The organism is Paraburkholderia sp. GAS448 (assembly GCF_050435685.1).
In the GTDB taxonomy this organism is placed as follows: Bacteria; Pseudomonadota; Gammaproteobacteria; order Burkholderiales; family Burkholderiaceae; genus Paraburkholderia.
This window is the reverse complement of the sequence record NZ_JBNDKT010000014.1, coordinates 140,139-152,709: the sequence shown is the minus strand read 5'-3', so window position 1 is coordinate 152,709 and position 12,571 is coordinate 140,139. Positions and strand designations below refer to the sequence as shown.

Sequence of the window (12,571 nt, the reverse complement as noted above, 5' to 3'; positions counted from 1 at the left end):
TGCCTGCCCGGCGCGACTCATTCCATGCTTCCCGCAAACCTTTCAGCCAACCGCTCCCGCTTGAACACCTCGACAACGAAATCGACAAACACCCGTGTTTTCGCCGGCAGCAGCGCTCGCGTCGCGTAATAGATCGAGATCGCCCCGGCGTCCGCGTACCAGCGCGGTAGCAATCGCACGAGTTCCCCACGTTCGATCGACGACAGAACGTCCGACACGGCCAGCAGCGCAACACCCAGTCCGAGAATCGCAGCCTCGCGCATCGCTGCCGGGTCATTGACCATGATGGTCTCGCTGAGCTGCGCGGGCATCTCGTCGCCCACTTTGTCGCGCATCGTCCGGTGGCGCACGCGGCCGGTGCGGCTCGAGCGCATCACGATGCCGTCGAGTTCCGCGAGGTCTCCGGGAGCGGTCGGTGGTACGCGGCCGGCCATGTAAGCCGGAGACGCCACCGCCACAAGATGCGCAGGCGCCAATGCACGCGACACGACGCCCGCTGCGAGATCGAATCCACCACCCAGCGCTGCATCGTATCCCTCAGCAATCAAGTCGACCTGTCGGTTCTCGAAGTGCCAATCCGGACGAATCATCGGATAGCGTGCGAGGAACGCCGGCAGCAGCGGCATTACGTACGTAATGCCGAACGTCGGCGCCATGCTGACTTTCAGCACGCCAGCCGGCTCGCCGCGATCGGTCGAGACGGACGCGATCGCTGCCTGAAGCGCGTCCAGATTGCCGCCAATTTCCACGAGAAATCGCTCGCCCGCCTCGGTCAGCGTGAGCTTGCGCGTAGAGCGTTGGAACAGTCGCACGCCAAGATTGCGTTCTAGCAGCGCCACGTTCCGACTGACCGCAGCGGGCGTCAGCGCAAGACGCCGCGCGGCCGCGGAGAAGTTGCCCATTTCGGCGCTGCGGACGAACGACTCGAGGTTGGCGAGGGTTTCCATGCGGGAATCTTAAAGCATCAATTGAAAATAATTCAAGCAATTCCCCGCTAATCATCTTGCAATAAACACGGCAACATTCACTCATCTACCCGCTGGAGTGAACGTCAAATGTTCTTCGCCCTGGCGACAGGACGGCGCTCGTCATAGGCGGCTCGCGTTCGATCGGCACCGCGATTGTCAGACATCTCGCTGCAGGCGGCGACCCGTTCAGCCAGATCGTCGGCTTCGGCATCGCGGTTGGACGCTACGGGCAGCCGCGCGAAGTTACGAGCGCCATCGCATTCCTCGCGAACCCGGACGCTGCCTTTAGCCGGTGCGGACATCATCGCGGATGGCGGCTTTACCACTTGATTCATCACCCTTCAAAAGGAGCATCGTTATGAGCACCATCGGTATCATCGGAGCAGGCGCCATCGGGTCTGCGTTCGCGAAAGCGCTAGCGGGCAAAGGCCTCGAGGCCATCATTGCGAACAGCCGAGGCCCGGCCTCACTCGCAGACCTCGCGCGCGAGCTCGGCCCCTCGATCACGCCGGGAACGCGCGAACAGGCGGCCGCGCAGGACATCGTCCTCGTCGCAGTGAACTGGTCGAAGCTGCCGACCGCCCTGGCCGGGCTGCCGGACTTCGGCGGACGCATCGTGATTGACGCGAACAACCCGATCGAGGCGCCGCTGTTCGAACCAGCCGAATTGCATGGCCGGACGTCGAGTGAAGCATTCGCGGACCTCGTGCCGGGCGCACGCGTCGTGAAGGCGTTCAATCATCTGCCGGCGCACCTCATCTCCGACGATCCACAGGCCGAGGGCGGACGCCGCGTGTTGTTCTGCGCGGGAGACGACGCGCATGCGAAATCGGCTGTGAGCGGACTGATCGAGCGGCTCGGCTTCTTCGGCATCGACCTGGGTTCGCTCGAAAGCGGGGGGCGGCTAGTTCAAATCCCGGGCGGCGCGCTGCCGGTGCTTAATCTCGTCAAGTTGGGATAGCCAATGAAAGGCGCGATATACCGCGCTTTTCACACAAAAACTCAGACACTCCCCGCGAGTGGCTGCTCTGGGCCGATTCTGTAGAAAGAGTCACGTTTGGGTTTGGGGCGCTGATTTTGGGAGTACTTTTTTCGAGTGGTAGCGTTCGTGGAAGCGGCGGATTTGACCCAGGCTAGGATCCCCGTTGCTCGTCATGCAACTGCCCGGGTTATCTGGATCGCTTCTGCCGTGAGCCACCTGGCCATTCTTCGCAGAGTTTGCGCAGTTGCAGCCAACAGAAACTCATCGTGGGCACCGCCTGGACGAACTCGACGCCATTGCCGACAGTCTGAACAGCCGGCCTCGCGCGACTCACAACTTCCATTCACCATTCGAGGTCTTCGCCGCGACCCTTGCCTCAGCAAGTCAACCTCAAGGCTCTAAACATTAAACCCGCTGCTGCGCTTCACCCTTGAAACCGCCCCGGGATAAATCGCGAGGCGGGAGTCTCGTATGCCGCACTGACACCCAACATGAAAGGGCTTGAGGCCGCGATAGAGAGCAAGGTCGACGAGGTCGTCATCTTCGGTGCCGCGAGCGAAGCCTTTTCCATTCGCAACATCAATTGTTCTGTCACAGAATCCCTTGAGCGTTTTTCCACCGTGGCGCGTATGGCGGAAGTCGCGGGATTGCGATTGCGCGCCAGCATTCCAGGTGGGGGCCACGCCGCCAGGCATCGCGGCATTCAGCAAGTCCAGCCCGACTGCGTCCACGTAGAGCTTCGGCAGAAAATGTTGGTGCGTGTCAATTTTTCGCTTCGGCATGGCCGTCGTCTCCTAAGAACAATTCTTTCGCATTGGGAGGGGGCATTGCCTCCTCGGCTTGGAATCATCTTAATTGTTATGTTTTACGTTTGCAAAGTTTAGTTGGTGGTCGAACCGTCCGCGTGCTCCTGGCCAAATTGATGCAAAGTCACATGCGCCGGTAACGGCTGTATGGCGAGGAACAAGTGCGCTGCGCTCGAAACTGCGCGAAGCGCGGGGTCAGCTCAACCCGGCCTGAACTGATCCTTAACGTTCTATCAAGTGCAATGATGCTTTGCATTTCAGGAGATGCACGCGTGAACGGTGCGACCCTACCATTGACTGACGAACCAACCCATCGCGGGTCTCGTTGGGCCGATATCGGCTCGATTCAATGATTCCCGACGCCAGCGTGGAGGCGTCAACCTGCAGCACCTACCGTCGATACACCCACACCAGTGCGGGTAAGTTCCAGGCCAACCCACATCGATCCGGAAAACGAAATGACCCAGAGCTACAAGTACTACGCGGGCGGTGCATGGCGTGAAGTCGAGGGCGCCCGCACCTTCGAGGTATTCGAGCCCTATAGCCGCCAGTCCTTCGCACAGGTTGCCGCAGGTGGGCGGGCTGAGGCGCGTGTTGCCGTGGAGGCTGCCGCCAGGGCGTTTCCGGAATGGTCCAGTACGCCTCCGGCCGAACGCGCACGCCTGTTCCTGAAGGCTGCGGAGATCGTCAAACGTCGCCGCAGCGAGATTGCCGATGCGCTCGCCCGCGAAACCGGCAGCACGATCTCTTTCGCCAACTTCCAGCAGGACCTCGTGGCCGCTACGCTCGAACAGGCCGCCGGCTGGATGTATCAGCCGGCGGGCCATGTGTTGGCGACCAACCAGCCGGGCGTGCATTCCATCGCCGTGCGTCGCCCTCTGGGTGTTGTAGCCAGCTTCACACCCTGGAACGGCGCCAACATCCTGTCATGGCGGGCGGTCATTTCTCCGATTGGTGCCGGCAACACCGTGGTGGTCAAGCCGTCCGAACTCGCTCCGGTTTCGGCCGGCCTGATGCTGGCGGAAATCGCGCACGAAGCCGGCTTTCCCGACGGCGTCATCAACGTAGTGCCCCACGCACCCGGCGCCGCAGGCGAAATCGCCGACGAGTTCTTCGACAACCCGGATGTGCGAGTCATCAACCTGATCGGAGGCGTGAAGACAGCCCGCATGCTGGCTGAACGGGCGGGCCGCACGCTCAAGCGCACCGTGCTGGAGCTGGGTGGCTACAACCCGATGATCGTGCTCGACGACGTCGACCTCGACTATGCGGTTCGCACGGCGACATTCGGCTGCTTTTTCCATCAGGGGCAGATTTGCCTGAATACGCGTCACATCATCATCCAGCGCAAGATCTACGACGAGTTCGTGACCCGGTTCGTGGAGCGGACCCGGACCCTCACCACCGGAGACCCGCAGGATCCGAAGACCATCATCGGACCGCTGGTTACGCCAGAGGCGGTTCAACTGGTCGATGAGCGCGTCAGGGAAGCCGTCGCCAAAGGCGCGGTCGTGCGCGCCGGCGGTCGCTACACAGGTCAGGTCTATGAACCTACGATTCTGACGGATGTGCCGGCCAATACACTGGTCGCCCAGGAGGAGACCTTCGGGCCGGTGGTAGTGGTCGAGGCCGTGGATACGCCGGAGGAGGCGGTGGCCGCCGCCAACCGGACCATGTACGGCCTGAGTTCTTCCATTCTGTCCGGCAACACTTACCGGGCCTTCGAACTCGCTCCAAAGATCCAGTGCGGGATCGTCAACGTCAACACGGCGACGGTCAACGACGAGATCCACGCGCCGATGGGCGGCGTGCGCGACAGCGGCTGGGGACGTACCGGCCCCGACAGTCTGGCCGACTTCAGCGACGTCATCTGGATCAATTCGCGCAGCACCCAGACGCCGTACCCGTTCTAGGGCGCAACGCAGGTCAACGCGGACATGCACGGCATGCGGCGAGCGGAAGACCGGCTCCGCCGGCACGGCCGCGCGGCGTGCAGGCGACGCTGCGCGCCGATGGCGACTGGTCACGCTGTTGCGTTTCCGGCATCGCGCCAGAAACCAGGTAGTCAAGGGCCGGTACTATCCCACAGCGGGGCAAGACCGGGCGGATCGACAATTCTGCTGTCTGACGTCGCCAATGCGTGTATTGCTGCCATGTCCGCACCACCTAACTCAAAGTCGAATACGGCAATATTTTGTGCCAGTCGATCGATCCGCGTGGTCTTCGAAAGCGCCACAATGCCGCGCTGTTGAACAAGCCACCGTAAGACGATCTGGGCGATGGTTTTGTCATGACGGGCTGCGATCTCCTTGAGCGTTGGGTCCGAGAACACGCGGCCAATCGCCATGCCGCAATATCCTGTCACGGCAAGCCCAGCCTGGCGTGTGCTTTCGATGAGCAAGGATTGGTTCAGATACGGATGGTATTCGAACTGATTCGTTACCAGCGGAGTCGCCGAGAGCCGGATAGCTTCCGTCATGAGTGCACGGTTGAAATTGCTGACGCCTATGTGCCGGACCTTGCCGGCGCGCACGACCGCATTGAGCCCCGCGATCTGTTCGGCGAGAGGCACATCCGATCCCGGCCAGTGCAGCAGGAGCAGGTCGATATAGTCCGTCTTGAGCTTGCGTAGGCTCTCGTTGACGGACGCGTCGAAGTATCTTGCGGAGTAGTTGCTGACCCAGACCTTGGTCGTCAGAAATATTTCGCTTCTTGGGATGCCGGATGCGGCGACGCAGTCGCCGATCTCGGCCTCGTTACGGTAGATTTGCGCGGTGTCGATATGACGGAAGCCAGCCAGAAGGGCTGCGGGGATCGTTCGATAGATGTCGTCGCCATTCATCCCGTAGGTGCCAAAACCTATGGCCGGAATGGCCGCGTTGCCCGCATGGACGTTGTGCATGAACTCTTCCTTATAGAGGAGACCACTTTCGGTTCAGGTCCTCGAATCCCGAAACCAGGGCGTCTAGTAGATGCCGGACGGCCGGAACCATGCCGCGGCGCGTGGGGAAGATCGCGTGAACGAGGCCCGGCGTCGTAGCCACGCCCGCCAGTAAGTGCTGCAACCGGCCGCCCTGAATATCGGCGTCCACAAGTTCGCGGGGCAGCATGGCCACGCCAACGCCTTGCAAGGCGGCAACCCGCAGGCTGGCCAGGTCGTCCGTCGCCAGACGAGGTTGATGCGCCCATGAGGAAGTGCAACCCTTGGCGTCCACCAGGTTCCAGACAAACCGCTCGCTGCTGCTGGACATGGCAACGGTGGGCCATTCCTTGAGCGATTCAAGGGAGCTGGGCACGGGATGGCGCGCCGCCAGGTCCGGACTGGCGACCAGAATCTGAACGGATAAGCCCAGTTGCCGGACTGCGAGATCGGTGTTTTCCAGAGGGGGAAGCCTGACCCGGATGGCGAGGTCCAGACCTTCCTCGACCACGTCCACGCGGCGATTGGTTGCATCGACCAGGACCTGCACTTGCGGGTTGTCCTCTACATACTGCGCAATGATGGCGGAGATGCCGGAGGTCAGCAGTCCCACGGGGCAGCTGATCCGTATGGTGCCCTGCGGCTTTGAGCGCGTCTGGTCCACGAAATCCCTGGCGGCCTTCGATTCCGCCACCAGGGCAAGGCAATGCTGGTGGAACCGCCGCCCGGTTTCCGTCAAGGACAGGCTCCGGCTGGTGCGATTTAGCAGACGAACGCCAAGCTCCTCCTCCAGTGCGCGAACCCGCCGGCTGAGTTTCGACGTCTGTGCGCCCAAGCTGCGGGCCGCTGCCGTGAAGCTCCCGTGCTCGACGATTTCCGCGAAGAGTCGAAGATCATTGAGGTCAGTGATTTGGTTCATCGCTGGCTCCAGGTTGGGCCTTTAGCGTTCTACCACGCGCAATGGTGCTTTGCAATTCAGGGCATGTGCGAACCATCGTTGTGGATATAGCATTCCCAACGGGTCATGCAATCTTCGACGCTGTCCGAAGTGGCGTCGTCTCTGGACGCAACGCCGACGCAGGTGGCGCTGGCGTGGCTGCTGCAGCGCTCGTCCAGCATCCTGCTGATCCCCGATACGCCGTCGCTCGAACATCTGTGCGAAAACATGGCGGCTGGCTTGCTCGTCCTCCCGGCTGACGTGCTCGAACAGCTGGACGGCACGCTTTAAACTCGCGCAAGGTGGACCTGCGCTTCGCGTGGCCTGACCAGGAAAGTTCGGCATAGGCGACATTGGAGAGTGTGATGAAGGCGATTGGTTATCAAGCAAAGGGGGGCGTCGAGGTTCTGGCCGACCTTGAACTTCCGATGCCGGAACCTGGTCCGCACGATTTGCGAGTCGCCGTGAGGGCGGTGTCGGTGAATCCTGTCGACGTGAAGCGCCGTCGCTGGGAAGATCCTTCGGAGAGCCCACTTCCCAGAGTGCTGGGCTACGACGCGGCGGGCGTTGTCGAAGCGGTTGGAAGCGAGGTCACCCTCTTCAACCCGGGTGATGAGGTCTTCTATGCGGGTGCGATGGACCGCCCCGGGACGAACTCGGAATTTCATCTCGTTGACGAGCGGATCGTCGGGCCCAAGCCCATCTCATTGTCGTTCGCCGAGGCGGCGGCCTTGCCGCTCACTTCGATAACTGCATGGGAAATGCTCTTCGACCGCATGAAGGTACCGCGCGGCGTGCGCACACCCTGCGGCACGCTGCTCGTTCTGAACGGAGCAGGTGGCGTTGGCTCCATGTTGATCCAGCTAGCCGACCGCCTCACGGGCCTCACCGTCATCGCCACTGCGTCCCGGCCCGAGAGTGTCGAGTGGATACGCAAGCTCGGCGCGAAGCACGTTGCCGACCACACCAGGCCCATCGACGAAGCGCTGCACGCAATCGGCTTCAGTGGCGTGGACTATATCGGAGCGATCACTTCGACACCCGGCAGCGCTCCCAGTCTCGCCCGCGCGTTGAACCCCCAGGGCCATATAACGCTGATTGACAACTTCGACGACAGCATTGCGCCATTCAAGCCGAAGAGCATCACTATTTCGTGGGAGATGATGTTTACCCGTTCCCTGTTCCAGACCGCGGACATGGATGCACAGCACCGCCTGCTGAAAGAAGTATCGGAGCTGGTTGATGCCGGCGTGCTGCAAACGACACTCACACACGTGGAGGGGCCCTTGACGGCAGCGAATCTTCGCCGGGCCCACGAACGGATCGAAACGGGAAGGACTATCGGAAAAACCGTGCTGGAAGGCTTCCAATGACGATTCTCGCCTCCGTGTGGCGTGATCAGCGTCGCTTCATGATTCCGGCTTTAGCCGGCACGGCTTTGCGGGCTATGAACTGGTCTTGACATTATATTTTCCAATCGTATAGTAATGCGATGAGGCGTGCCCAGAGCGACACGACTTAAGAGGCGACGCTTCCCGGGCCGATCACGCGATATTCGGAAATATGCTTTGTTACAAGAACCGCTACAACAGTCTTTGAAGCCGGTTCGGCTGCTGACACGAAGGATGGCTGAACGATGTGGAAAGCAATGGTGGATGAACTTGAACCGGACTCGTTGCGGGTTGCGCGGTCTGCGATCCGTCGAAAGAACGGGAGACATCCGCGGGCTGCAACGGGCGATCTCCGGAACAGCATTCTCGAAGCCGCAGCAGCGCTTTTCTATCGCGAGCCTATCGAGTCGTTGAGTCTCGATCGGCTCGCCTATCAAACGGGGCTCGGTAAGAGGCGCATCTATCGGATTTTCGGGTCGCGTAAGGCATTTCTACAAGCTTATGCCGGCTGGCTTTGTGATCGTGAGCGTGCGCGGTGGCGGGAAGCTGGACATCGATCTGGCGGGGAGCCTGTCCAACACCTGCTCGAACTCTTTATCGATGTCGCCGTCGAACTGGCTTCCGACGGTTATCAACGCGGGCAACCTCAAACGTCGACGGTGCAGTCCACCGACGAGGCACATCCTGTCAGGCTATCGCGTACCAACCTTGGTCGGGAGTTTCGAGCGCTATTGATGCGACTGGGAGTTGCCGCAAATGCAGTGGACGCTGAGGCTTTGGCGGATACGTTGATGATGCTTTGGGAAAATGCAACAGGCAACTTCAAATCAGGCAGCGATGATTCCCGGCGGGTCGCTCAGCGTTTGCCGACCTTGGTCGACCACATAATCAAGAGCTACGTGGTGCTGTAAATCTGGACGTCTCCCGAGTTGCAGGCCGGGCGCGAATGCGACGGCTGAGCTTCGACGTCTGTATGCCGAGGCCGCGCCCGGCCACCATGTAGTTTCCATGCTCGACTATCTCTGTGAAGAGCCGAAGATCGTTTAGGTGAGTGATCTGGCCCATTGGGATGTTTTGATTGGTTCTTATCGTTCCGCCAAAAGCAACGATGCATTGCAACCGCGGAGATATGCGCAGAACCGTTGCGGACGTAGCCTTCACGTCGATTCGTCATTTCATTTCAGGAGCTCGTCATGGATCGTTACAAGTTTCTTCCGCTGTTGGGTCGCATTCTGATCGGGGCACCGTTTGTCATGAGCGGGCTGGGCAAGCTCGGGGCGTATGCCGCAACGGTTGGCTATATTGCGGCCATGGGTCTGCCCGTGCCGCCACTCGCGTTCGTGGTTGCCGTGCTGACCGAGCTGGGCGGCGGCCTGCTGTTGCTGTCGGGCTACAGGGCTCGCGTCGTGTCGTTGGCGATGGCGGTGTTCTGCGTGGTCACTGCAATGTTCTTTCATCACAACTTCGCAGATCAAAACCAGATGATTCACTTTCTCAAGAACGTGATGATGGCCGGTGGCCTTCTGCAGATCACCTGGTTCGGTGCCGACGCGTTCAGTCTGGACGCACGCTCCGGTCGGGCGCGTTCGCGTATGGCGTCTCTGAGCGCGAGCTAGGAAGACGGATCCAATGAGACGGCTGGCCGGCCGGATCGTCTTACCTGGTTCGGCCGTCGCAGCAACACTGTGCGCATTGCGTGTGCACACATTTATCCACAGCGTAAACACCGCAGAAATAGGAAGGATATCGAAATGTCGAAAGTTCTGGTTCTATATTATTCATCGTATGGCCATGTCGAAGCGCTGGCGGATGCCGTCGCTGAAGGTGCGCGCTCGACGGGCGCCACGGTCGACGTCAAGCGGGTGCCGGAGACCACGCCGGAGGAAGTGGCCAAGGCCGCCTACTTCAAGCTCGACCAGCAAGCGCCGGTTGCCACGGTCGCCGAGCTCGCCGGCTACGATGCTATTGTCGTCGGCACGCCGACCCGGTTCGGGCGCATCTCGTCGCAGATGGCGGCATTCCTGGATCAAGCTGGCGGCTTGTGGATGAGCGGCGCGCTGAACGGCAAGGTAGGCGGTGCCTTCACTTCGAGCGCCAGCCAGCACGGCGGCCAGGAAACGACCCTGTTTTCGATCATCACCAACCTCCTGCACTTCGGCATGACCATCGTCGGACTGCCGTACAGCCACCAGGGGCAGATGACGCTGGACGAAATTGTTGGCGGCGCTCCGTACGGCGCCACGACGATCGCCGGTGGGCAGGGTCAGCGCCAGCCGAGCGCTATCGAGTTCGCCGGCGCTCGCCACCAGGGCGAACTGATCGCCCGGACGGCAAACAAGCTGTTTGGCTGAACGACAGGCATATTCGCACCGTCGACGCGCGAATGAGACGGCCAGGCGGATTCCCGTCTGGCCGACACCGGTCTGGATACCGAATTGACCAGGATACAGACCGTCGTTCGTTCGACATTGGCCGAGGACCGGTGCCACTGACAACCGATCAATTCGAAAGAGCTGACCATGCAACGTCCGATGACTGAAGGTCCGTTGGGAGATTTCGTCGTAACCCATCCGCTTGACCCGGAAGATGGGGTGATCATCACCGCCACGCGAGCCATGGCGAGTTCCATGAAAGGCGTATTGAGGGGGATCGAAGCACGCGAGCCATTCGATGCCATGATGGAGCGCGTTTTGCCACGCGATGACGTGACCTTCGAATCCGGCACGGTTGGCGGTATCCCGGGGCTCTGGGTTCATCCTGCGCATTGTCGATCTAACGAGGCGATCCTCCATCTGCACGCCGGATGGTTCAACCTGGGAACTGCCAAAGCATTCCGCCACCTTGTCGGGCATATCGCCGCCAGGGCGGGAGCGAGCGCATTTATCCCGGACTATCGGCTTGCTCCCGAACATCCTTTTCCTGCGGCCGTCGACGATGTGCTGGCGTGTTACCGCGGGCTGGAGGAAAGAGGAATTCGCCGGATTGCAGTCACGGGAGACTCTGCCGGAGGCAATCTCGCACTGGTACTTGCCGCACGCGTCTCCGGCGACGCCGTCTCCGCGAAGGCGGCTCTTGTTGGCGTGGCCGCACTATCGCCGGTGACTGATTTGACGCTCTCGGGCGAGACGTATGTGACGCGCGCGGATGCCGATCCCTATTTCACCCGCCCGCAGGTGGCGGAACTGGTGCGTTCCTATTTGGGTACCGCCGACCCGAAACTTCCGCTCGCTTCGCCGCTCCACGCGCGACTTTCCGGGTTGCCCCCCGTCCGCATTCACGTCGGAGACGACGAAGTATTGCTCGATGATTCGCGCGGCTATGTCGAGCGTGCTATTGCCGCTGGAACCGATGCCCGGCTTGACGTCTGGATGGGGATGCCGCATGGATTCGCCGGCAGTATCGGAAGGTTGAAGGCGTCGACACAAGCGCTGGATGCCATCGGCATGTTTCTCACTGAGAAGCTGCTGGCAGGCGCCGGCCCGCATACTTCGCGCTGAAACCACAGCGAAGGATGTGCTCGACGCGGGCTGATGCACCCATGATGTCACGCGTCCCCTCAACGTTTCGACGTCCCCAGGCCGAGGCTGCGCCCGGCCGCCGTATCGCTTCCATGCTCGACCACCTCTGCGAAGAACCGAAGCTCACTGAGCTCAGTGATTGCGTTCATGGGCCGCCTTCATTTCCTTCTGATCGTTCTATTGGCGGCAATGATGCGTTCCAACGCAGGATCTATGCACGGATTCGTTGCGAATTTAGCATTCTTCTCGCCGCCTGCACCAGCACCGAATTCCGTCGGTTGCACAGGTGACAGGCGTCGCATTTGCGGTGGCGGGAAACGGAGACGGACATGCTCACACACAGGCGTTGGGAATCATTGGACAGGGCGGACCTCGGCTGGCTGCGCGCGAAACACCATTTTGTGGTCAACGCCGACGGCAATCCCGCGCACGGGGCCTTGGGTCCCCTGATTGTCTGGAACGACGATGAGATCGCGGTTGGCAGCGGTTTCCCCATGCACGGGCACCGTGACATGGAGATCATCACCTATGTGCGCCAGGGCCTGCTCGGGCATCGAGATACCCTGGGATCCGAGGGAACGATCCACGCAGGCGATGTTCAGGTCATGAGCGCCGGCACGGGCATACGCCACGCCGAGTTCAACAAGGGCGAGGTGCCGCTCAAGCTTTACCAGATCTGGCTGCTGCCTCGTGAAGCCGGTGGTCAACCCGCGTGGGATACCGGGCCGTTTCCCAAAAGCAACCGGTCAGGGCGCTTCGTAGTCCTTGCCAGCGGGTTCGCCGGCGATGAAGGTGCGCTTCCTGTTCGCGCCGATGCGCGTGTGCTTGGCGCAATGCTAAAGGCCGGTGAAAGCGTCCGACACGAGTTGGACCCGGTGCGTCATGCCTATCTCGTCGTGGCCTCGGGACGCATCGAAGTGAATGGCGAGCCCGTTGGGCCGCTAGACGGCGTGGCGATCACGAAAGTCGCCGCGGCGCAGATTTCCGCCCTCGAAGATTCCGAGCTGGTGATGGTGGACGCCGGCTAATTCCTTTTTTGTACTCCACCT

14 protein-coding genes and 2 pseudogenes are annotated in these 12,571 nt (G+C 61.1%); 11 read left to right on the top strand and 5 right to left on the bottom strand.

The window, feature by feature from the left end; translation table 11 throughout:
- Positions 1-17: 17 nt before the first annotated feature.
- Both P3T23_RS24780 and P3T23_RS24775 read right to left on the bottom strand, forming a co-directional pair.
- Positions 18-947, bottom strand: coding sequence for a LysR substrate-binding domain-containing protein (locus P3T23_RS24780; RefSeq protein ID WP_429318758.1), 930 nt, complete (start codon positions 945-947; stop codon positions 18-20).
- Positions 948-1,051: 104 nt separating this feature from the next.
- Positions 1,052-1,303 (bottom strand): hypothetical protein, encoded by a 252-nt coding sequence (locus P3T23_RS24775; protein WP_429318757.1) that lies wholly within the window; start codon positions 1,301-1,303, stop codon positions 1,052-1,054.
- A 23-nt stretch (positions 1,304-1,326) separates the two neighbouring features.
- Here P3T23_RS24775 and P3T23_RS24770 point away from each other — a divergent pair, with 23 nt between their 5' ends.
- The 4 genes and pseudogenes from P3T23_RS24770 to P3T23_RS24755 all read left to right on the top strand — a co-directional run bounded on the left by P3T23_RS24770 (position 1,327) and on the right by P3T23_RS24755 (position 4,669).
- Positions 1,327-1,929 (top strand): NADPH-dependent F420 reductase, encoded by a 603-nt coding sequence (locus P3T23_RS24770; protein ID WP_429318756.1) that lies wholly within the window; start codon positions 1,327-1,329, stop codon positions 1,927-1,929.
- A 301-nt stretch (positions 1,930-2,230) separates the two neighbouring features.
- Positions 2,231-2,359: pseudogene (locus P3T23_RS24765) on the top strand (IS30 family transposase); the annotation flags it as partial.
- Between the two features lie 34 nt (positions 2,360-2,393).
- Positions 2,394-2,618, top strand: a pseudogene (locus P3T23_RS24760) (hydroxymethylglutaryl-CoA lyase); the annotation flags it as partial.
- 596 nt (positions 2,619-3,214) lie between these two features.
- Positions 3,215-4,669 carry an aldehyde dehydrogenase family protein gene (locus P3T23_RS24755; RefSeq protein ID WP_429318755.1) on the top strand — a complete coding sequence of 485 codons (1,455 nt, stop codon included), beginning with the start codon at positions 3,215-3,217 and terminating at the stop codon, positions 4,667-4,669.
- A gap of 152 nt (positions 4,670-4,821) precedes the next feature.
- Here the strand turns inward: P3T23_RS24755 and P3T23_RS24750 are convergent, their stop codons facing one another.
- Positions 4,822-5,658, bottom strand: a complete 837-nt coding sequence (locus P3T23_RS24750; protein WP_429318754.1) for an aldo/keto reductase — start codon at positions 5,656-5,658, stop codon at positions 4,822-4,824.
- Between the two features lie 10 nt (positions 5,659-5,668).
- Positions 5,669-6,595 carry a LysR substrate-binding domain-containing protein gene (locus P3T23_RS24745; RefSeq protein WP_429318753.1) on the bottom strand — a complete coding sequence of 309 codons (927 nt, stop codon included), beginning with the start codon at positions 6,593-6,595 and terminating at the stop codon, positions 5,669-5,671.
- 105 nt (positions 6,596-6,700) lie between these two features.
- Between P3T23_RS24745 and P3T23_RS24740 the strand changes: the two genes are divergently transcribed.
- From P3T23_RS24740 to P3T23_RS24730, 3 genes are all read left to right on the top strand, one after another.
- Positions 6,701-6,904, top strand: coding sequence for an aldo/keto reductase (locus P3T23_RS24740; RefSeq protein WP_429318752.1), 204 nt, complete (start codon positions 6,701-6,703; stop codon positions 6,902-6,904).
- Between the two features lie 74 nt (positions 6,905-6,978).
- Complete coding sequence (locus tag P3T23_RS24735; protein ID WP_429318751.1) at positions 6,979-7,986, top strand: zinc-binding alcohol dehydrogenase family protein; 1,008 nt, start codon at positions 6,979-6,981, stop codon at positions 7,984-7,986.
- A gap of 263 nt (positions 7,987-8,249) precedes the next feature.
- Positions 8,250-8,915 (top strand): TetR/AcrR family transcriptional regulator, encoded by a 666-nt coding sequence (locus P3T23_RS24730; RefSeq protein ID WP_429318750.1) that lies wholly within the window; start codon positions 8,250-8,252, stop codon positions 8,913-8,915.
- Here the strand turns inward: P3T23_RS24730 and P3T23_RS24725 are convergent.
- Positions 8,893-9,069: a LysR family transcriptional regulator gene (locus tag P3T23_RS24725; protein WP_429318822.1), complete on the bottom strand. Its 177-nt coding sequence runs from the start codon at positions 9,067-9,069 to the stop codon at positions 8,893-8,895. The genes P3T23_RS24730 and P3T23_RS24725 overlap by 23 nt on opposite strands.
- A 128-nt stretch (positions 9,070-9,197) precedes the next feature.
- On the opposite strand from P3T23_RS24725, the gene P3T23_RS24720 reads away from it, so the two are divergent.
- From P3T23_RS24720 to P3T23_RS24705, 4 genes are all read left to right on the top strand, one after another.
- Entirely contained in the window at positions 9,198-9,620 is a 423-nt protein-coding gene (locus tag P3T23_RS24720; RefSeq protein ID WP_429318749.1) for a DoxX family protein, read from the top strand.
- 135 nt (positions 9,621-9,755) lie between these two features.
- Positions 9,756-10,355, top strand: coding sequence for an NAD(P)H:quinone oxidoreductase (gene wrbA / locus P3T23_RS24715; RefSeq protein WP_429318748.1), 600 nt, complete (start codon positions 9,756-9,758; stop codon positions 10,353-10,355).
- Between the two features lie 168 nt (positions 10,356-10,523).
- Positions 10,524-11,501, top strand: coding sequence for an alpha/beta hydrolase (locus tag P3T23_RS24710; protein ID WP_429318747.1), 978 nt, complete (start codon positions 10,524-10,526; stop codon positions 11,499-11,501).
- Positions 11,502-11,851: 350 nt separating this feature from the next.
- Positions 11,852-12,550 (top strand): pirin family protein, encoded by a 699-nt coding sequence (locus P3T23_RS24705; protein ID WP_429318746.1) that lies wholly within the window; start codon positions 11,852-11,854, stop codon positions 12,548-12,550.
- Positions 12,551-12,571 lie beyond the last annotated feature (21 nt).